This is a genomic window from Thauera sp. K11 (genome assembly GCF_002354895.1).
Lineage (GTDB): Bacteria > Pseudomonadota > Gammaproteobacteria > Burkholderiales > Rhodocyclaceae > Thauera > Thauera sinica.
The window spans coordinates 250,097-270,132 of record NZ_CP023439.1; the positions used below are offsets into that span (position 1 = coordinate 250,097).

Annotated in this window: 19 protein-coding genes; 18 read left to right on the top strand and 1 reads right to left on the bottom strand. The window is 66.5% G+C overall.

Annotated elements, in window-relative coordinates:
* The first annotated feature begins 1 nt into the window (after position 1).
* The 12 genes from CCZ27_RS01230 to CCZ27_RS01285 all read left to right on the top strand — a co-directional run bounded on the left by CCZ27_RS01230 (position 2) and on the right by CCZ27_RS01285 (position 11,030).
* On the top strand, positions 2–457 hold the full coding sequence (locus CCZ27_RS01230; RefSeq protein ID WP_096444993.1) for a MaoC family dehydratase: 456 nt from the start codon (positions 2–4) through the stop codon (positions 455–457).
* Positions 454–1,317, top strand: a complete 864-nt coding sequence (locus CCZ27_RS01235) for an enoyl-CoA hydratase/isomerase family protein (RefSeq protein ID WP_096444994.1) — start codon at positions 454–456, stop codon at positions 1,315–1,317. The genes CCZ27_RS01230 and CCZ27_RS01235 overlap by 4 nt, the downstream gene beginning before the upstream one ends.
* Before the next feature lie 23 nt (positions 1,318–1,340).
* Positions 1,341–2,552: a CaiB/BaiF CoA transferase family protein gene (locus CCZ27_RS01240; protein WP_096444995.1), complete on the top strand. Its 1,212-nt coding sequence runs from the start codon at positions 1,341–1,343 to the stop codon at positions 2,550–2,552.
* Between the two features lie 33 nt (positions 2,553–2,585).
* A complete protein-coding gene (locus CCZ27_RS01245) occupies positions 2,586–3,383 on the top strand; it encodes an enoyl-CoA hydratase/isomerase family protein (protein WP_096444996.1) in 798 nt (265 codons plus the stop codon).
* Positions 3,384–3,446: 63 nt separating this feature from the next.
* Entirely contained in the window at positions 3,447–4,196 is a 750-nt protein-coding gene (locus tag CCZ27_RS01250) for an electron transfer flavoprotein subunit beta/FixA family protein (protein ID WP_096444997.1), read from the top strand.
* Complete coding sequence (locus CCZ27_RS01255; RefSeq protein ID WP_096444998.1) at positions 4,196–5,128, top strand: electron transfer flavoprotein subunit alpha/FixB family protein; 933 nt, start codon at positions 4,196–4,198, stop codon at positions 5,126–5,128. The genes CCZ27_RS01250 and CCZ27_RS01255 overlap by 1 nt, the downstream gene beginning before the upstream one ends.
* A 145-nt stretch (positions 5,129–5,273) precedes the next feature.
* A complete protein-coding gene (locus tag CCZ27_RS01260; RefSeq protein WP_096444999.1) occupies positions 5,274–6,404 on the top strand; it encodes an NAD(P) transhydrogenase subunit alpha in 1,131 nt (376 codons plus the stop codon).
* A gap of 2 nt (positions 6,405–6,406) precedes the next feature.
* Positions 6,407–6,706: an NAD(P) transhydrogenase subunit alpha part 2 gene (locus CCZ27_RS01265; protein WP_096445000.1), complete on the top strand. Its 300-nt coding sequence runs from the start codon at positions 6,407–6,409 to the stop codon at positions 6,704–6,706.
* On the top strand, positions 6,703–8,085 hold the full coding sequence (locus tag CCZ27_RS01270) for an NAD(P)(+) transhydrogenase (Re/Si-specific) subunit beta (protein ID WP_096445001.1): 1,383 nt from the start codon (positions 6,703–6,705) through the stop codon (positions 8,083–8,085). The genes CCZ27_RS01265 and CCZ27_RS01270 overlap by 4 nt, the downstream gene beginning before the upstream one ends.
* A gap of 4 nt (positions 8,086–8,089) precedes the next feature.
* Positions 8,090–8,746: a TetR/AcrR family transcriptional regulator gene (locus CCZ27_RS01275; RefSeq protein WP_096445002.1), complete on the top strand. Its 657-nt coding sequence runs from the start codon at positions 8,090–8,092 to the stop codon at positions 8,744–8,746.
* 92 nt (positions 8,747–8,838) lie between these two features.
* Positions 8,839–9,876, top strand: coding sequence for a universal stress protein (locus CCZ27_RS01280; protein WP_096445003.1), 1,038 nt, complete (start codon positions 8,839–8,841; stop codon positions 9,874–9,876).
* Between the two features lie 263 nt (positions 9,877–10,139).
* Positions 10,140–11,030 carry a LysR family transcriptional regulator gene (locus tag CCZ27_RS01285; RefSeq protein ID WP_096445004.1) on the top strand — a complete coding sequence of 297 codons (891 nt, stop codon included), beginning with the start codon at positions 10,140–10,142 and terminating at the stop codon, positions 11,028–11,030.
* A gap of 25 nt (positions 11,031–11,055) precedes the next feature.
* Here the strand turns inward: CCZ27_RS01285 and CCZ27_RS01290 are convergent, their stop codons facing one another.
* Positions 11,056–11,349 carry a helix-turn-helix domain-containing protein gene (locus CCZ27_RS01290; RefSeq protein ID WP_096445005.1) on the bottom strand — a complete coding sequence of 98 codons (294 nt, stop codon included), beginning with the start codon at positions 11,347–11,349 and terminating at the stop codon, positions 11,056–11,058.
* A 95-nt stretch (positions 11,350–11,444) separates the two neighbouring features.
* Between CCZ27_RS01290 and CCZ27_RS01295 the strand changes: the two genes are divergently transcribed.
* The 6 genes from CCZ27_RS01295 to CCZ27_RS24685 all read left to right on the top strand — a co-directional run bounded on the left by CCZ27_RS01295 (position 11,445) and on the right by CCZ27_RS24685 (position 19,652).
* On the top strand, positions 11,445–12,095 hold the full coding sequence (locus tag CCZ27_RS01295) for a LysR family substrate-binding domain-containing protein (RefSeq protein WP_096452045.1): 651 nt from the start codon (positions 11,445–11,447) through the stop codon (positions 12,093–12,095).
* Between the two features lie 610 nt (positions 12,096–12,705).
* Entirely contained in the window at positions 12,706–13,281 is a 576-nt protein-coding gene (locus tag CCZ27_RS01300; RefSeq protein WP_096445006.1) for an aminodeoxychorismate/anthranilate synthase component II, read from the top strand.
* 33 nt (positions 13,282–13,314) lie between these two features.
* Positions 13,315–14,355, top strand: coding sequence for an anthranilate phosphoribosyltransferase (trpD, locus tag CCZ27_RS01305; protein WP_096445007.1), 1,041 nt, complete (start codon positions 13,315–13,317; stop codon positions 14,353–14,355).
* Between the two features lie 79 nt (positions 14,356–14,434).
* The gene (gene trpC, locus CCZ27_RS01310; protein ID WP_096445008.1) at positions 14,435–15,232 is read left to right on the top strand and encodes an indole-3-glycerol phosphate synthase TrpC; all 798 of its coding nucleotides are present in this window, start codon (positions 14,435–14,437) and stop codon (positions 15,230–15,232) included.
* Positions 15,233–15,235: 3 nt separating this feature from the next.
* Positions 15,236–19,396, top strand: coding sequence for a translocation/assembly module TamB domain-containing protein (locus CCZ27_RS01315; protein WP_096445009.1), 4,161 nt, complete (start codon positions 15,236–15,238; stop codon positions 19,394–19,396).
* 106 nt (positions 19,397–19,502) lie between these two features.
* A complete protein-coding gene (locus CCZ27_RS24685; RefSeq protein WP_385962193.1) occupies positions 19,503–19,652 on the top strand; it encodes a DUF6402 family protein in 150 nt (49 codons plus the stop codon).
* Positions 19,653–20,036: the final 384 nt, after the last annotated feature.

The window sequence follows — 20,036 nt, forward strand, 5'->3', positions numbered from 1 at the left end:
CATGGTCGTGCTCGAAGGCAAGGAAGGCATTCTGGCCCGCGTCGGCCAGGATCTGGGACACGGCCCCTGGGTGCGCATCACCCAGGAGCGCATCAACCAGTTCGCCGAGGCGACCGGCGATCACCAGTGGATCCACGTCGATGTCGAGCGGGCGAAGACCGGCCCTTATGGCAAGACCATCGCCCATGGCCTGCTGACGCTGTCGATGCTGGGGGTGCTGTCCCGGGACGTATTCACGTTCAAGGGCTTCAAGATGGGGATCAACTACGGCTACGAGAAGATCCGTTTCCCCGCGACCGTCCCGGTCGATTCCAACCTGCGTCTGGCCGCCAAAGTCCTGTCGTGCGAGGAAGTCGGCGGCGGGAACATCCAGACGGTCATGGAACTGACCGTCGAAGTCGAGGGCAGCGCCAAGCCTGCCTGCGTGGCCCAGATGATCTTCCGTCACGTTCCATGAGCAGCGAATACCAGCACATCCGGTACGAGGTCCGCGCGGGCGTGGCACGCATCACGCTCAGCCGGCCCGACAGGCTCAATGCGTTGGGCATGGGGCCGGGGTCGAGCCGTGAGGAGATCGCGGCGGCATTGTGCCGGGCGGATCGCGATGACGAGGTCGGCACCGTGCTGTTGCGCGCAGAGGGCCGCGCCTTCTGCGCGGGCGGCGATCTCACCGGCGTTCCACCGACCGAGACGCCGCTCGACGAGCATCTGTTCAACGAGGACATCCTGCGCTTCTACGCCGGCTTCCGCGCGCTGCACAAGCCGGTGGTCGCTGCGGTGAACGGGCTGTGCCTCGGTGCCGGCCTGGGCATGCTGGTGCAGTGCGATCTCGTGGTTGCCGCCGACGATGCGCGCTTCGGCCTGATCGAGGGGCGCATCGGCCAGCCGGGCGCCAGCGAGCTGGTGCCGGTCATCGGGGCGCAGTGGGCGAAGTTCCTGATCCTCACCGGTGAGCTGATCGATGCGGAGACCGCGAGGGAGATCGGCCTGGCGCTGGCCGTGGTGCCGGCGGACCGGCTCGACGCGCGTGCTGCTGACCTGGCCGAGCGCATCGCCCGGCTGCCGCGCGGCGGCGTGACGCTGAACAAGGCCTGCATCGATGCGATGACCGACGTCATGGGCCGCACCGCCGGCCGTCTGGTCGGGCGCGCGATCGACACGACCACCAAGGGCATGGGCAGGTTTGCCCAGGCGCCGGATGGGCGGACCTTCGAGGACATTCTGCGCGCCGAGGGCATCGAGGGCATGAAGAAGGCGCGCGACCTGCAGTTCAAGGGGGCCTGGCTCGAACCCAGGGCCAGGCGCAGCGACGCATAACAACGAAACTTGAGGAGACCGGCTTGGCTGCTCTACTGGACGGTGTACGCATCGTCGACATGACCTCGGTGCTGATGGGGCCTTACGCCACGCAGATCCTCGCCGACTATGGCGCGGACGTGATCAAGGTGGAGGCGCCCGCCGGCGACACCACGCGGCAGGTGCCGCCGATGCGCAGCCCGAACATGGGCACCATCTACCTGCACCTGAACCGCAACAAGCGCAGCCTGGTGCTCGACCTCAAGCGGGAAGGTGCGCTCGATGCGCTGCTGAAGCTGCTGGAGACGGCGGACGTCTTCGTCTCCAACGTGCGGCCGAAGGCGCTGGCCCGCCTCGGACTGGACAGCGAGGTGCTGAGCCGGCGCAATCCACGACTCGTCGTCGCTTCGCTGGTCGGCTTCGGCCAGGATGGTCCCTATGCCGCCGATCCCGCCTACGAGGACCTCATCCAGGCGCTGACCACGGTGCCCTCGCTGCTCGTCGCGGCGGGTTCGGAACAGCCGCACTACGTGCCGGTGGCCTACAACGACCGCTCCGTGGGGCAGAGTGCGGCGATCGCGATCATGGCGGCGCTGTTCGAGCGCGAGCGCAGCGGACTTGGCCAGTGCATCGAGGTCCCGATGTTCGAGACCATGGTGCAGAACGTCATGGGCGACCACCTCGGCGGGCTGACCTTCGAGCCGCCGCTGGGGCCGCCCGGCTATCAGCGCACGCTCAACAGGGAGCGTCGTCCCTATCCGACGAAGGACGGCCATGTCTGCGTGATCATCTACACCGACAAGCACTGGGAGAGGTTCGGCGAGATGATCGGCCGGCCAGGGTTGCTCGAGGACCCACGGTTCAAGGATCTCACCGCGCGGACGGTGCACGCCCCGGCGGTCTATGCGCTGATCGCGGAGACCATGCCGCAGCGTACGACGGCTGAGTGGCTGGCGGCCTTCAGGGCGGCGGACATTCCGGTTGCGCCCATGCATACGCTCACTTCGATCATGGACGACCCGCATCTGAAGGCAACGGGGTTTTTCCGCCGGATCGAGCACCCGAGCGAAGGGGCAATCTACGAAATGGCGATTCCCTCGAAGTGGTCGCGCTCGAAGCCGTCCATCCGCCGGCACGCGCCGCAGCTCGGCGAGCACAGCAGGGAAGTGCTGAGCGAAGCCGGCTTGAGCGATACCGAGATCGATGCGCTCGTCGAATCCGGGGGGGCCGCGCAATCGCCCCGGCCGGGCCGCTGAATCCATGTCAATGTCAAAACTACAGGTAACGCCATGAACGAAGTGATCGGAACCCTGGTCCTGCATTCGGTCGAGAACGGCATTTGCCGCATCGTGCTTAACCGCCCGGAGGTCGCCAACGCCATTGCCGCGGCACAGCGCGAGGCCATCATCGGCCTCTTGGAACAGGCCGGACGTGACTCCGCGGTGCGTGTGGTGGTGCTGGCCTCGAACGGCAAGCATTTCTGCTCTGGTGCTGACATCGAGGCCATCGCCGAGGGTGGCCTGCGCGCGGGCGAGGCGATGCAGCGCATCATGAACGGCGCCCAGCGCCTGGTCGCGGCGGTGCTCGACTGCGGCAAGCCGGTGATCGCGGCGGTGCAGGGGACGGCCGCGGGGCTGGGTGCCCATCTGGCCTTTGCCTGCGACCTGGTGGTGGCCGCCGAGGAAGCGGGCTTCATCGAGATCTTCGTGCGCCGGGGCCTCACGGTCGATGCCGGGGGGGCCTACCTGCTGCCGCGTCTGGTCGGCGTGCAGAAGGCCAAGGAACTGGTGTTCTTCGGCGACAAGGTGTCGGCGCGCGATGCGCATGCGCTCGGCCTCGTCAACCGGGTGGTGGCCGATGCCGAGCTGGCCGCCACGGTCGATGCCCTGGCCGCCCGTCTCGCCACTGGCCCCACGACCGCCATCTCGCTGGCCAAGCGCCTCATCAACAAATCCCTAGACACCGACCGCGGCAACGCATTTCTCGAAGAAGCCATGGCACAGGAAGTCAACTCGAGAAGCGAAGACGCGACCGAGGGCGTGAAAGCGTTCATCGAGCGCCGCACGCCTCAGTTCAAGGGCTATTGAGGCACCGCGTGCTATCGCCGGTGCCGTTCATGCAATCGTTATTTTCTGCTGCAAGGTCATAGGATGAAGATTCTCGTGCCCGTCAAGCGTGTGCTTGATTACAACGTGAAAGCGCGGGTGAAGGCCGACGGGACGGGGGTGGACCTGTCCAACGTCAAGATGGCGATGAATCCCTTCGACGAGATCGCCGTGGAAGAGGCGGTGCGTCTGAAGGAGGCTGGCGTGGCTGCCGAAGTGGTGGCGGTGAGCTGCGGCGTGGGGGCCTGCCAGGAGACGCTACGCGCGGCGCTGGCGATCGGCGCGGACCGTGCCATCCTGGTCGAGACCGACGTGGAGCTGCAGCCGCTGGCGGTCGCCAAGCTGCTGAAGGCGCTTTGCGACAGGGAAGAGCCAGCACTGGTGATCGGCGGCAAGCAGGCGATCGACAACGACGCCAACCAGACCGGCCAGATGCTGGCAGCGCTCTTGGGCTGGCCGCAGGCGACCTTCGCTTCCAAGCTCGCGATCGGCGGTGGCAAGGCCACCGTCACGCGTGAGATCGATGGGGGACTGGAGACGCTGGCGATCAAGCTGCCGGCGGTGGTGACGACCGACCTGCGCCTGAACGAGCCGCGCTACGCAACCCTGCCCAACATCATGAAGGCGAAGAAGAAGCCGCTCGACACGGTGAAGCCTGCCGACCTCGGCGTGGATGTGACGCCACGGCTCACGATACTGAAGGTGGCCGAGCCGCCCAGGCGCAGCACCGGCGTGCGGGTGGCCGACGTGGCCCAGCTCATCGACAAACTGAAGAACGAAGCGAAGGTGATCTGATGGCGATTCTCGTCCTGGCCGAACACGACAACCTGACCCTGAAGGCGGCCACCCTCAACACCATCACCGCCGCAAGCAGGATCGGCGGCGACATCCATGTGCTCGTCGCCGGCGCCAATGTGAGTGCCGCGGCTGAAGCCGCCGCAAGGGTGGCCGGTGTGTCCAAGGTGCTGGTGGCCGATGCGCCGCACCTGGAGGCGCAGCTTGCCGAGAACGTCGCCGACCTGCTCCGGGCTCTGGCCGCCGGCTACAGCCATGTGCTGGCATCGGCCACCAGTGCGGGCAAGAACGTGCTGCCGCGCGTGGCGGCGCTGCTCGACGTGGCGCAGATCAGCGACATCGTCGCGGTGGAAAGCCCGGACATCTTCGTGCGGCCGATCTATGCCGGCAATGCGCTGGCGACGGTGAAGAGTGCGGATCCGGTCAAGGTGATCACGGTGCGCACCACCGCTTTCGAAGCGGCGGGCGAGGGCAGCGGTGCGGCCATCGAGGCCGTTGCCGCCGGTACTGATACCGGCCTGTCCAGCCTGGTTGGCCGCGAGATCAGCAAGAGCGCACGGCCGGAACTGGGCGCGGCGAAGATCATCGTCTCCGGCGGCCGTGGGCTGGGTAGCGGCGAAACCTACACCCGATTGCTCGAACCGCTTGCCGACAAACTGGGGGCCGCGCTGGGCGCGAGCCGCGCGGCGGTCGATGCGGGCTATGTGCCCAACGACTACCAGGTGGGCCAGACGGGCAAGATCGTGGCGCCGCAACTCTACCTCGCGATCGGCATTTCGGGTGCGATCCAGCATCTGGCGGGCATGAAGGACTCCAAGGTGATCGTGGCAATCAACAAGGATGAAGAAGCGCCCATCTTCCAGGTCGCGGACTACGGTCTGGTGGCGGACCTGTTCACTGCGGTCCCCGAATTGACCGCAGCCCTGTCGTGAGTGTGCCGCACAGGACGTGAGGCAACCACGACCCGATTTTCCGGGAGCGTCGCATTCAGCTCTACGGGGCAGTCTCCTCTCCCTCCTCCCCTTGCGCGACGCTTCTTTTTTTATTTTGAGCAGCCTGCAGACCGGGATTCAATCGATGACGATCCTGATTGGTGTTGCACGTGAGATCACCCCCGGCGAGCGCCGTTTGCCAGTGGTTCCTGACGTGGTGAAGAAGTATCTGGGCCTTGGCGCCCGGGTGATACTTGAGCGGGGGGCGGGCGACCCTGCGCATTATCGCGACGACGCCTTCACTGAGGTGACTCCGGGCGCTGCGGCCGAGGTTTTCGCCCAAGCCGACATCGTGCTGTGTGTGCAGCCGCCGGCGCCCGAGCGCCTGGCGGCGATGAAGCCGGGCAGCGTGCTGCTGGGCATGCTGCAGCCGTGGGCCGACGTGGAGCGGGTGAAGCTCCTGCAGGAGCGGCAGATCACCGCGTTCGCGCTGGAGCTGCTGCCGCGCATCACGCGCTCGCAGAGCATGGACGCGCTGTCGAGCCAGGCCGCGGTGGCCGGCTACGAATGCGCGCTGATCGCCGCCGACCATTCGCCCAAGTTCTTCCCGATGCTCACCTACGCCGCCGGCACCATCCGCCCGGCCAAGGTGCTGGTGGTCGGCGCCGGCGTGGCCGGGTTGCAGGCGATCGCCACCGCGCGGCGCATCGGCGCGATGGTCGAAGCCTACGACGTGCGCCCGGAAACCAAGGAGCAGGTCGAATCGCTCGGCGCCAAGTTCGTCGATACCGGCGTCTCGGCCGCGGGCGCCGGCGGCTATGCGCGCGAACTCACCGACGAAGAGAAGGCGAAGCAGGCCGAGCGCTTGGCCAAGGCGGTCGGCCAGTGCGACGCGCTGATCACCACCGCCGCGATTCCGGGCAAGCGGGCGCCGCGCATCGTCACCGCCGACATGATCGCGCGCATGAAGCCGGGCGCGGTGGTGGTCGACATGGCCGCCGAAACCGGCGGCAACGTCGAGGGCACGGTGGCCGGCGAGAAGACCTGGATCAACGACGTGCTCGTCATCGGCCCCACCCACATCGCCAGCCGCATGCCGGTGCATGCGTCCGAGATGTACGCCAAGAACCTGTTCAATTTCATCTCGCCCTTCATCAAGGACGGCGCGCTCGCGCTCGACTGGGAAGACGAGGTGATGGCCGGCTGCTGCCTGACCCACGCGGGCGAGCTGCGCCACGCCGGCGTGGCGCAGGCGCTCGGCCTGCAAGGAGCCTGACCATGGATGGAATCGCAGCGCTGTATATCTTCATGCTCGCCGCCTTCACCGGCTACGAGGTGATCTCGCGGGTGCCGGTGATCCTGCACACGCCGCTGATGAGCGGCTCGAACTTCGTCCACGGCGTGGTGCTGGTGGGCGCGATGGTGGTGCTCGGCCATGCCGACCCGGAAGACCCGGTGCAATTGGCGATCGGCTTCGTCGCGGTGTTCCTGGGCGCGGCCAACGCGGCCGGCGGCTACGTGGTGACCGAACGCATGCTCGCCATGTTCAAGGGCGGCAAGAAGGAGGGCGCGCAATGACCGCCAAGTGGTTCATCGACGCATCCTATTTCGGGGTCGCCATCGTCTTCATCCTCGCGCTCAAGGCGATGAGTTCGCCCGTCACCGCGCGGCGCGGCATCGTCTGGGGCGGCATCGCCATGGTAGCGGCCACGCTGGTGACCTTCGCCACGCCCGGCCTGGCCAACTTCGGCCTGATGATCGTCGCCATCGTCACCGGTGGCGCCTTGGCCTGGTGGAGCGGCAAGGTGGTCAGGATGACCGACATGCCGCAGATGGTGGCGATCTACAACGGCATGGGCGGCGGTGCGGCCGCGGCGATTGCGGCGCTCGAATTCGCCCGAGGCGAAGTCCACGGCCTCGTGGTCACCACGCTCGCGGTGCTCGGCGCGTTGATCGGCGCGGTCGCCTTCTCGGGTTCGTGCATCGCCTTCGCCAAACTGCAGGGCATCATGCAGAAAGCGTGGCGGCTACCGGCGCAGAACGCGGTCAACGTGATCCTCGCGTTGGCCACGCTTGGGCTGGGTGCCGCGATCGTCATCGCGTCTGCCGTCGATCCGAATCTCGTGATTGCCTTCTTCGTACTGGCGCTCGCGCTTGGCGTGATCCTCACCAGCCCGATCGGCGGCGCCGACATGCCGGTGGTGATCTCGCTGCTGAACGCTTTCACGGGGTTGGCGGTGGGCTTCGAAGGCTATGTGCTGGGCAACCCGGCGCTGATCGTGGCCGGTATCGTGGTCGGCGCCTCGGGCACGCTGCTCACACAGCTGATGGCCAAGGCGATGAACCGGCCGATCTCCAACGTGCTGTTCACCCCGATCGGCGGCGCGGCTGCCGGCGGGGACGGGCAGGCGATCGAAGGGACGATGAAGGAGTTCTCGGCGCTCGATGCGGCCTCGGTGATGCGCTACGCGAGCAAGGTGATCATCGTGCCGGGCTACGGCATGGCGGTGGCCGGGGCCCAGCACAAGGTGTGGGAGATGGCGCAGTTGCTCGAAGAAGGCGGGGTCGAGGTGGTGTTCGCGATCCATCCGGTGGCCGGGCGCATGCCGGGGCACATGAACGTGCTGCTGGCGGAAGCCGGGGTGCCGTACGACAAGATCTTCGACCTGGAGGAGATCAACGCCGACTTCCCGCAGGCGGACGTCGCGCTGGTGATCGGGGCCAACGACGTGGTCAATCCGGTGGCGCGTACCGACAAGTCCAGCCCGATCTACGGCATGCCGATCCTGAACGTGGACATGGCGCAGAACGTGATCGTGGTGAAGCGCGGCAAGGGCGCGGGCTACTCGGGGATCGAGAATGCGCTGTTCTACAAGGACAACTGCCGCATGCTGTACGGCAGCGCGCAGCAGGCGATTGCCGAGGCCATCACCCATGTGAAGGCGTTGGAGGCGTAGGCGGATGGAAAACAGGACCGATTCTCCAGGAGAAAGAAGAAGTGGTGCCGAATTGCGCCGGGATCAGATTTTGTGTGCGGCCAAGGCGTGTTTCAGCGAGTACGGCTTCCACGGCACGAGTATCGCAGTCCTGGCGAAATCGTCCGGAATGAGCGTTGGGCATATCTACCATTATTTTCAGAACAAGGAAGCCATTGTCGAGGCAATCGCGGAAGAGGCCATGGAGGAAATTCTGGAAGTGCACTCCGCCATCCTTAATTGCACGGAAATCCTAGATGGGTTGATTTCACATGTCGCGGATGTGTCCATCGAGTTCTCGCGCCTCGAAAATGCAAGGCTCAGACTGGAGATAATGTCGGAGGCCACGCGTAATGCTCGTTTGGGCCGTATCGTTCAGGACTGCGATCAACGAACGAGAAAGAGCATGCTCGAGATATTGAAATGCATCAACGAATCGAGATCCGTGCCATTGAGCGACGCCGAAATCGAAATCCGGTTTGAGCTCCTCAGCTCTTTGGTATCCGGATTTCTCATGCGTGCGGTGAAGGGGTGCCATGTTGACGAAAACGAACTTCGGCAATCTCTTTATCAGGTTCTGCGCTTTATTCTCGTATCGAATGTTTCGGAGCAAGCTGCTGAAAATGAAGTTCTGACGGGATGAAAGTTCGGGTTTTCCACAAAGACAGTATCTGCAGACACCCGTCCTCAGTGACGATTTGACCGCTATCCAGCGTCCCTGATTGCGAGGATCCCATGTACAAGAAATTGCTTGTTCCTACCGACGGCTCGCAGTTGTCCAACCAGACGATAGGCAGTGCAATTGCCTTCGCAAGGGAGATCGGTGCAGCCATCACCTTCTTCTATGCGGCACCGGACATCCTGGCGACCGGTGACGGCGCGGGCCTGCGCAGCATTGCGCCAACTCTTCTGTCGGAGACCATTGCGGGCGATGCCCATCCTGTCCTGCTGAAGGCCGAAGCTGCCGCCCGTGCAGCAGGTGTGCCCCATGCTTCCCTGTTCAAGGTCAGTGACCGTCCCCACGAAGCAATCGTCCAAGCGGCCGAGGAGCAGGGGTGCGATCTCATTTTCATGGCCTCGCGTGGACCGAAGAGCATTGGTGGCTTGCTGCTCGGCTCGGAGACGCTGAAGGTACTGATGCATGCCAAGGTACCGGTTCTGGTGTCGTCAGTCATGCGCAATTCGCTGACGCCGGATATGAACAAGGCGTTGGCGATCATCCAGGACGAGCACCGCTCTCTTGCCGCTGTGCTGCACGCCATGCGGCATTTGCGGGACCGTGCCATTGAACAGTCCGCTCCGCTCGACTTTCAAGTGTTCGAGCAACTGCTGTACTACATCCGCGAGTTTCCACAGAAGTTGCATCACCCGAAGGAGAACGCATACCTCTTCACCCTGCTGCGCAAGCGTACCCACGCGATCGATGACACGTTGGCAGCGCTCGAAGCCGAGCATGCGGACGAGTCGCTGCTGGACCAGCTGTTCGCGGCACTACGGAAATACCAGGCAGAAGGCTCCACGCAGGAAGGCGCGTTCGCGGCGGCGCTGGATCGCTTCATCGGTGCGCAATGGCAACACATGAGCCTTGAGGAGCAGGTTGTCCTTCCGGCGGCGCAGGTGCATCTGCTTGCCCAGGACTGGCAGGAAATTGCACATGCGTTCGGCAAGAACGGTGATCCACGCTTCGGTGCAGAGCCGGATGCCGAGTTCCGCAAGCTCTTTGCCAAGCTTGCACGGATGACCAGCCAACTGAAGCCGGATGCCTCTGCTTGACGCTTGCCAGCGCCTGGGCAGTCGAAATCGGCAATAGGTATGTGAGAAACACGGGGAATTGCACAGTGCCGATGGCGCCTTGGTGCAAGAGACCGGCTGCAGTGGTTCGCTCCGAGTGCCGGACAGGATCACCGGGATCGACGTCCAGCGTTCCGATACCATCCACAGTGGCGCCTGGCCCGCCAACCGGATAGAGGAATAGGCAATGCGAGTCCGGAACGTTCGCGTTGAGGGATGCTTCAGCACCTGATGGGCATGCGGGCATGGAATTGCGACATCTACGATGCTTCGTTGCCGTAGCCGAGGAACTGCATTTCACACGCGCAGCCGAACGCCTGCACATTGAGCAATCGCCCCTTTCCCGCACCATCAAGGAGTTGGAGGATGATCTGGGCGCTTTGCTATTCGAGAGGAACCGTCGAGGAACCCGTCTCACCAGGGCGGGAGTCGTGTTCCTGGAGGATGTGCGGCGGCTGTTTACAACTTTGGAGCAGGCCCGCGAAAATGTGAAAGCTATCTCCGCAGGCTACCGCGGCAGCTTGCGTATTGCTGTATCCGACGGCGCGGTAGATCCCCGGCTATCTTCCTTTCTTGCGCGCTGTCGCGAAGAAGAGCCTGAAGTAGAAATTCGGCTGACCGAAGTTCCTCTCGCCGAACAACTGCGCGGATTGCGCACGGGAGGTTTCGATATCGGACTTGCGCGTGCGGCCGATGCCGGTGAGGGGGTCGTTAGCGAACCCGTCTGGCGGGATCCGATCGTCTTGGCCATACCGACGCACCATCCTCTGCTTGTTCTCAAGGAAGTTCCGCTTGAAGAGTTGGCTCGCTATCCGTTAGTCATGTGCGATCCACACGTGTGCGAGGGCTACTGCAGGGAACTGGCACGGTTGCTCCGCACCTTGGAGCGAGAGCCGACCATCGTAGAACACGTCTCCTCGGCAGACATGATGTTGACGCTTGTTGGAGCAGGCTACGGCATTGGATTCACCGGTGCAGCGAGGATGGCAATATGTCATCACCCCGGCGTTGTGGTCCGCCCTCTGGCCATCGCCGATGCCGTACTGACGACTTACCTGCTGCGACCGGACAACGGGAATCCTTCAATGTCCTTGGATCGCTTCATTGCCCGCCTGCATGCCCATCCTGCAGAGTAGGCAGGACGGAAAAGCCGCTCGTCGGCTACTCCTTGAGGCCCGAACGCAGATTGGCTTCTGTCGCTGCCATCAGGTCGGCAGAGCTTAGGCTCAAGGCAACTGCGATCCTGAGAATCAATGCCAGCGTAGGCATGTGCTCTCCGCGCTCGACCTTCCCCATGTGGGAGCGTTCGATTCCAGCCAGGGCAGCGAGTTCTTCCTGGGCGATACCTTGTTCCATCCGGGCCGCACGAACTGCCGAACCAAACGCTTTGGCCGGCTCAGCTTCGTAGGTGGTCGTGCCCGCAGGGCGGCCTCGTTGGACAGTGCGCTTTCGCATCAGTGAAAGCGTCGAACATCACAGCAAGTAAAACCACGTTAAATTTAACTCTTGCTATGATGTTCGGGATTCAAGACGCCTCCGGGAGGGTGCCCATGAACACCTCCAGCCAGCCTTCCACAATCACGCTTGGCGTTTCCTGCGGCATGTTCCTGCCGCAACTGGCCGCCTTGCTTGCCCTTCAGCGCGTGGAAGAGCCTGAAACGGCCATACTGCTGAAGGAAGCGCCGCCAGCCGAGCTGTTTCATGGCTTGGAGGCGGGGCGCTACGACGCGGGGATCGCGTGGGCTACCCCGGTGTTGCCCGCACTGCGCGCTGAACCGCTTTGGCGCGACGAATTGGCCGCCGCCGTGCCGGTGCGGTCGCCATTGCTCGCCTGTCCGTCGATTCCGTTGGGAGAACTGCTCCACTACCCCATGATTCAGTGGTGTCCGCAGACCTGCAAGGAACTGAACCTGCGGGTCGAGGCCCTCATCGGCCACCAGCATGCAGCGTTTACAGCCACCACCTTCGAGTTGATGACCGTGCTGGTGGCCGCGGGCTACGGAATAGGTCTTGCCCCCAGGGGGCGCGTTGCCCAAGCCAGACAATGGGGCGTCGTCATGCGCCCTCTGGCGGAGGGGCCGCACTGGATCGGGACGAACCTGTTTCGACTGGCATGCGGAGCCACACCTACCGTCGAGCGTTTCGCCAGACGAGCGGGGCGGATCGCTGCGCATGGTTCTGGGCGTGGACTTTTCACATAAGACCGGCCTCAAGACCAGGCTCCTGCTCGTCGGTGCCAGTGACAGCCCCGGGCCGAACTCGTGGGCCTTCCACCGGTTTGATACGATCGCCTTGGCGACCGCGCGGGCTATAGACGGATGAGCGCAAAGGCGTGTTATGATCAAAAAACGTAAAGCTGCTGGGGTATGCAGTCCCGCATGCGCCCTCCGGTTAACTGAACTCAGGTCTGCCATGACCCGTACCGCTTCGATCAACATTGCTCAGTGGTGGCGCTTCCTCGAATAGGAAGCGGCACGTCGTTGCGGCCTCGACCGCACCTTGCCGCCGTATCGGCAGGCAAGGTTCAGCAGATGGCTCTCCGGCACGGCGGCTCCAAGAACTTAGGAGATTGCCCGATGCCCATAGAACTTTCCCTTAACGCTAGTGCTGCGCTACGCGCCCCGTCCGAGTGGTGCGTGGCAGCATGCGCGTCCAGTCGGCGCTCCAGGACGTCTTCCCCCGTGCTCGCGACCCACCGTCTGGGTGGCGTTTCGGCGCTTGTTCCGCTGGAATCTGGTGCAGATGTGTATAACAGTGTGAGTAATGAGCGGCAGATTTCAGAAATTTATTCATATAAAACAAGGTGTTAAGATGTCTAAATTGCTGATAATCGACAACTACGACAGCTTCACCTACAACCTGGTGCAGTACTTCGGCGAACTGGGCGCCGACGTCAAGGTACATCGCAACGACGAGATCACCCTCGAACAGATCGCCGCGATGAAGCCCGGCCAACTGGTGATCTCGCCCGGGCCGTGCTCGCCGGCCGAAGCCGGGATCTCGGTGCCGGCGATCAGGGAATTCACCGGCAGGCTGCCCATCCTCGGCGTCTGCCTCGGCCACCAGAGCATAGGCGCGGCCTTCGGCGGGCACATCGTGCATGCGCAGAAGCTGATGCACGGCAAGACCTCGCCGGTGCATCACAAGGGCGTCGGCGTGTTCCGCGGCCTGCCCGATCCGCTCACCTGCACCCGCTATCATTCGCTGGCGATCGAACGCGAGACCCTACCCGACTGCCTCGAGATCACCGCCTGGACCGACGACGGCGAGATCATGGGCGTGCGCCACAAGGAACTGGACGTGGAAGGCGTGCAGTTCCACCCCGAATCCATCCTCACCGAGCGTGGCCACGACCTGCTGCGCAACTTTCTCGACCGCGCGCGCTGAGCGGCGCGCCGGCCGGCTGAAGGAACCACACGCATGACGATCACTGCCCAACAGGCGCTGCAGCGCACCATCGAACACCGCGAGATCTTCTACGACGAGATGCTGTCGCTGATGCGCCAGATCATGGCCGGCGAGATTTCGCCGGTGATGACCGCGGCCATCCTCACCGGACTGCGTGTTAAGAAAGAGACCATCGACGAGATCACCGCCGCCGCCGCGGTGATGCGCGAGATGTCGACCAAGGTCGTGGTGGACGCGCCCGGCCCGCACTTCCTCGACGTCGTCGGCACCGGCGGCGATGCCTCGCACACCTTCAACATCTCGACGACGACGATCTTCGTCGCCGCGGCGGCCGGCGCGCGCGTCGCCAAGCACGGCGGGCGCAGCGTGTCGTCCAAGTCCGGCGCCGCCGACGTGATCGAGGCGCTGGGCGCCCACCTGATGCTGACCCCCGAGCAGGTCGCCGAGTGCATCGAGGCCACCGGCATCGGCTTCATGTTCGCGCCCAACTTCCACGCCGCGATGAAGAATGTCGCACCGGTGCGCCGCGAGATGGGCGTGCGCACCATCTTCAACATCCTCGGGCCGCTGACGAATCCGGCCGGCGCGCCGAACACGCTGCTCGGCGTGTTCCACCCCGACCTCGTCGGCATCCTGGCGCGGGTGATGCATCGCCTTGGCGCCGGCCATGTGCTGGTGGTGCACGGCATGGACGGCATGGACGAGGCCAGCCTCGGTGCCGCCACCCTGGTCGGCGAACTGAAGGACGGCGAGGTGCGCGAATACGAGATCCATCCGGAGGATTTCGGCCTGGCGATGGCCGCCACCCGCAACCTGCGCGTCGCCGACGTCCACGAATCGCGCCGCGTGCTGCTCGGCGTGCTCGACAACGAACCCGGCCCGGCGCTCGACGTCGTGCTGCTCAACGCCGGACTGGCGCTGTATGCCGCCAACCTGGTCGATTCGATCGGCGCAGGCATCGCGCGTGCGCGCGAGGTCATCGAATCCGGCGCGGCGCGGGCCAAGCTCGACCAGTTCGTGCAGTACACCCAGCGCTTCGGGGCGGCGCAATGAGCGCCACCGCTTGGCAGCCCGGAAGGGGCGCTCTGCCTCTCTTGGGGACGGTGTCGCGCAGCGGCGGGAGGGGCGTCCGATGAGCGACATCCTGGACAGGATCAACACGGTGAAGGCTGGCGAGGTCGCCGCTGCCGCCGCTGCGAAGCCGCTCGCCGCGCTGCGCGCCGAGGCCGAAGCCACGCTGCAGCATGCACCGCCGCGCGATTTCGTCGGCGCGATCCGCGCGCGGCACGCCGCCGGCCGGCCGGCGGTGATCGCCGAGATCAAGAAGGCCAGCCCGTCCAAGGGCGTGATCCGCGAGGACTTCCGCCCCGCCGACATCGCGCGCTCCTACGAGGCGGCAGGGGCGGCCTGCCTGTCGGTGCTGACGGATCGCCAGTTCTTCCAGGGCTCGCCCGACTACCTGCGGGCCGCGCGCGCGGCCTGTGCGCTGCCGGTGCTGCGCAAGGACTTCCTCGTCGACACCTACCAGGTGTACGAGGCGCGCGCGATGGGCGCGGACGCCATCCTGCTGATCGCCGCCAGCCTCGACCTTGGCCGCATGCGCGACATGGAGGCGATCGCGCGCGATCTGGGCATGGCGGCGCTGGTCGAGGTGCATGACGCGGACGAACTGGAACAGGCGCTGCAACTGCAGACGCCACTGGTCGGCATCAACAACCGCAACCTGCGCACCTTCGACGTATCGCTGCAGACGACGCTGGACCTGTTGCCGCGCATCCCGGCGGGCCGCATCGTCGTCACCGAATCCGGCATCCTGCGGCCGGAAGACGTCGCGCTGATGCGCGGCAACGCGGTGCAGACCTTCCTGGTGGGCGAGGCTTTCATGCGCGTGGCCGAACCCGGCGAGGGACTGCGCGCACTGTTCGGCTGACGGATGGTGGCCGGCCCGGACGAGAGCGTTTCGCCCGCACCGGGCCCGCACGCGTCCGGCGACGGTGCCGCGCCGCCGCCGCGCCGTGCCCGGCGCGTCCGCCGGCTGGCGGGAGGGCTGCTGCTGTTGCTGCTGGCAGTGGCGGCGCTTGGCGCCTGGTTCGCCGCCACCGAAGCCGGCCTGCGCGGGCTCGTCGGCCTTGCGCAGCGCGCGCTTGCCGGGCGCCTCGTGGTCGAGGCGCCCGAAGGCCGGCTGTCGGGGCCCCTGCGCGCCGGCCTCGTCCGCTTTTCCGGCGCCGACCTGTACATTGAGATCCGCGATCTGGCCCTCGACTGGCAGCCCTCGCAACTGCTGTCCGGCCGCCTCGCCGTCGACCGGCTCGCGGCGCGCAGCCTGCAGGTGGCGCGGCGCCCCTCCGTGCAGGACGAACCGCCGGCGCCGCCGCAGCGCCTGACGCTGCCCTTGGCGGTGGAACTGCGGCGCCTGGAACTCGGCGCCTTCGCGCTGAGCGAACTCGCGGCGCCCGCCGCGCCGGACGCGCCTGCGGCGGACGGGGCCGACGCCCCCGTCTTTTCCTTCACCGACCTCGCGGCCGCGCTCTCCAGCGACGGGCGCAGGCATCGCCTTGCCGCGCTGGCGCTGACCTTGCCGCAAGGCCGTGCGGAACTGGCCGGCGAACTCGACGGCATCGCCCCCTTCGCATTGTCCGCGAGCGGAAGCTTTTCGGGCCGGCAGGACGGCCGGGCCTATGCGCTGGCGTTCACCGCCGGCGAAACCCTGCTGCACCCTCGCATCGACCTCGAGGCCGAGGGCGAGGGCCTGCAGGGGCGCGCGGAGGTGTACGCCGCGCCTTTCGACCCGCTGCCGCTGCGCGCGCTCAGCCTCACCCTCGGCGACGTCGACCCCGCGGCCTTCGCCGCCGGCGCCCCGCGCGCGGCGCTGCGGCTGGAGGCCGAACTGGCGATGCCCGCCGGCGGCGATGCCTTGCTGAGCGGCCCGCTGCGCATCACCAATCGCAGCCCGGCGCCGATCGACGCCGGCGGCCTGCCGCTCACCGCGGCCACCGGCCGGCTCGCCTGGCGCAAGGGTGCGGTGGACATCGAGCAGCTCGAACTGCTTTTGCCCGGCGCGCGCGCCCATGCGCCGGCAGGACGCATCGGCGGCCGCCTGTCCTGGTCGCCGCCGGCCGCGGCGGGCGGGGAAGACGAGGGCAGGGAGGGCGCGGGCAGCCCGGCCGCGTCAGCCGGGCTGCCCGCGGACCTGCCTGGGGCCTTCGGCCATGTCGCCGCCGTGCTCGAACTGGCCGGCATCGATACTCGGGCGATCGACGGCCGGCTGCCGTCGCAGACCGTGGCCGGCCGCATCGAACTCGATGCCGATGCGACGCGCCAGCACGCCCTCGTGGCGCTGGACGTCGGCGTGGCGCGCATCGACGCGCGCGCCGAACTGCAGGCCGGGCCGCCCGACGAGGCCGGCGTGACGCCGCGCAGCTTCAGCCTCGATGGCAGGCTGCGCAAGGTGGACCCGCGCGCGCTGCTGCCGTCGGCACCGTCGGCCGTGCTCAACCTCGACGTGGAAGCGCATGGGACGCTGGCGCCGCGGACGGAGCTGCAGGCGAAGTTCGGCCTGCCCGGCAGCCGCTTCGAGGGCCGCCCGCTGGGTGGCACCGGCGCATTCCGCTACACCGCGACGGACGGCGCGTTCCGCGTTGCCGACGTCGCGCTGGCGCTGGAACTGGCGGGGAACCGGCTGCAGGCGAGCGGCGACTGGGGCGGGCAGGGCGACCGGCTCGCGCTCCGGCTCGATGCGCCCGCGCTGTCGGCGATCGGCTACGGCCTCGGCGGCCGCGCGGGCGCGGAAGGGATGCTGGCGGGCAGCCTGGCGAAACCCGCCGGAAACCTGATTTTCTTCGGCTCCGCGCTGCGCTTGCCGGGGACGCTGAGCCTGGCGGGCGTCAATGGCGAGGCCCGCCTGGATGCCGGCGTGGATGGCCCGTTCCGGCTGTCGGTCGGGCTGTCGGGGCTCGCCTCGACGGCCCCGCAGGATGACGGCAAGGCTGGCGAAAGGCAGGTACTGGTGGATTCGGCCTACCTCACGGCGGAAGGCACGCGGGCCGCGCATACGCTGCTCCTGCGCGCGACCGGCCTCGAGAGCGACCGCCTGGACCTGCGCCTGCAGGGCGGATTGACGACGGTGAAACGCGCTGCGGCGACGTCCGCCGGCGGTGGCGAGACCCTGGGCTGGGCGGGCGAGCTTGCCGCGCTGGAGACCGGCGGCCGCGTCTCCGCCCGGCTGGCCGCGCCTGCCAGCCTCGAGCTTTCCGCCGGGCGCATCGGCCTCGGCGCCGCGGAGCTGGCCGTCGGCGAGCAGGGGCGCATCCGGCTGCAGGAAACGCGCTGGACGCCCTCCGCCAGCGTCGCGCGCGGTTCGCTCACCGGCCTGGTGGTCGACCTGCGGCCGCGGGATGCGGCGCGCACCACGGCTGCACGCGCCGGCCGCGGCGAACGGCCGCGGCGCGGCGCCGGCCTGCTGACGCTGGGCGCCGAATGGAACCTGCGCGCCGGCGACACGCTGGAGGGCGAGGCGCGCGTGTTCCGCGAGTCGGGGGACATCAGCGTCGAAGGCGAGATCCGCACCCGCCTCGGGCTCGAGTCCCTCGAGGCGCGGCTGGCGGCGCGCGACGATCGTCTGGCGCTGAGCTGGGAAGCGAGCGGCAGCGAGTTCGGGCGCGTCGTCGGCTCCGCCTCGCTGCGCGCCGAACGCAGCGGCAAGGGCGCCTGGCGCATCGCGCCGCAGGCGCCGCTGACGGGCGCCGCGCGGCTGGACATGCCGTCCATCACCTGGCTCGGCCGGCTGATGCGCGAGAACGTGGAGACGGCTGGCAGCCTGAAGGGCGAATTCACCCTGGCCGGCACGGTGGCCGAACCGCTCGCGAGCGGGCGCATCGACGGGCGCGGCCTGCAACTGGCGCTGGTGGACCAGGGCCTGGTGCTGTCCGGCGGCGAACTCGACATGAGTTTCGACCGCGACCGCCTGCGGCTCGACCGCCTCGCCTTCGTGTCGCCCAACCGCGTGCGCCCGCGCGACGACCGCGTGCCGTTCGAGCGGCTCACCGCGACGCCGGGCACGCTGACCGCCTCGGGCGAGATCCTGCTCGGCACCGGCGCCGGGGAATTCAGCTTCCGCGCCGACCGCCTGCCGCTGCTGCAGCGCGCGGACCGCTGGCTCATCGTGTCGGGCAGCGGCAGCGGGCGCTCGACATGGACCTCGCTCGACCTGCAGGCCGACTTCCGCGCCGACGCCGGCTACCTGGAATTCGCCGAGGCGCCGCCGCCCAGCCTGGGCGACGACGTGGTCGTGCTCGGCCGCGAGGAAAAGGCGGGCAGCTTCGGCGTGCGCGCCGATCTCCGGGTGGCGCTCGGCGATGCGCTGTACCTGTCGGCGATGGGGCTCGACACCCGCCTGTCCGGCGAACTGCGGCTGCGCCAGCAGCCCGGCCTTCCGCTGTCGGCGGTCGGCACGGTGGCCACGGTGGGCGGCAGCTACCGGGGCTACGGCCAGCGGCTGAGCATCGAGCGCGGACTGGTGAATTTCCAGGGCGCGCTCGACGACCCCGGGCTCAACGTCGTCGCGCTGCGCAAGGGGCTGGAAGTGGAGGCGGGCGTCGAGATCCTCGGCAGCGCACGCCGGCCGAAGGTGCGCCTGGTGTCCGAGCCGTCGGTGCCCGATCCGGAGAAACTGTCGTGGATCGTGCTCGGCCGCGCGCCGGACGCCGCGTCGGGGGCCGACCTCGGCCTGCTGCTGCCGGCGGCGCAGGCGCTGCTCGGCGGGCCGGGCGGCGGCATGACGGACGAACTGTCGCGCAGCCTGGGCTTCGACAGCTTCTCCATCGGCCAGGGCGAACTCAACAGCGCCTCCCGCACCGCTACCAGCCGCGTGGTGGGCGGCGGCGCGCGCATCGCCAGCGGCCCCACCGTCGCCGGCCAGGTGCTGAGCGTGGGCAAGCGCCTGGGCAGCGACCTCTTCCTGTCGTTCGAGCAGAGCCTGGGCGGCGCAGAAACCCTGGTCAAGCTCACCTACCAGTTGTCGCGCCGGCTGGCGCTGATCGCACGCGGCGGCACCGACAATTCACTCGACCTGCACTACAGCTTCAGCTTCCGCTGAACGCGCAGCGTCGCCGTCTCTCAATCCCGACCCCGCGGGCAGAACGGGCGTGACGACCGCGCTTGCCGGGCATGACGCCGCGCTTCCAAGGCTGAAATGCCGGCCTATGAAGCGCCCGGCCTCCTTGCCTGTACCGAACCAAGCCTTTCAGGGCTTTGTTCCAGCCCGCAATACCGATTTCAGGCGCTGGCAGCACCAGCGCAATGAGGGCGGTGACTTCTTTGTGTTCTCTGACGTGCTTTGGGAGTCGTATTGAAAAAATAGTTATGTGTTTTTTGATGAAAATCAGTGGGGGTTTTTTCTTTAATTCCATCTGAAAATCTGGAGCCGTTGTATTGAAGGGAGGAGGAAGCCTGTTTGATACCCAGTTTCAGCTTGCAAAGTTTTTCTTTTGAATATTGTTGGTATGCGAATTCATATTCGATTTTCTCGGCGGAGCTTTCTTCTTTAGGGCTGATCGTCATTCCTCGCTATTAAGCCGGGAAAAAGAAAGTTCTGATTTTTAATTTTTTGACGTTGGATAATTGACGGAACTCTTTGACTTCGTCCCTGCTCTTAAAATCGATCAGTCTTCATGCGGTTTCCGCTGAACGCGCCGCGGTCACAGCATGCACACGGGGTGTGCCGGACGGTTTCCGGC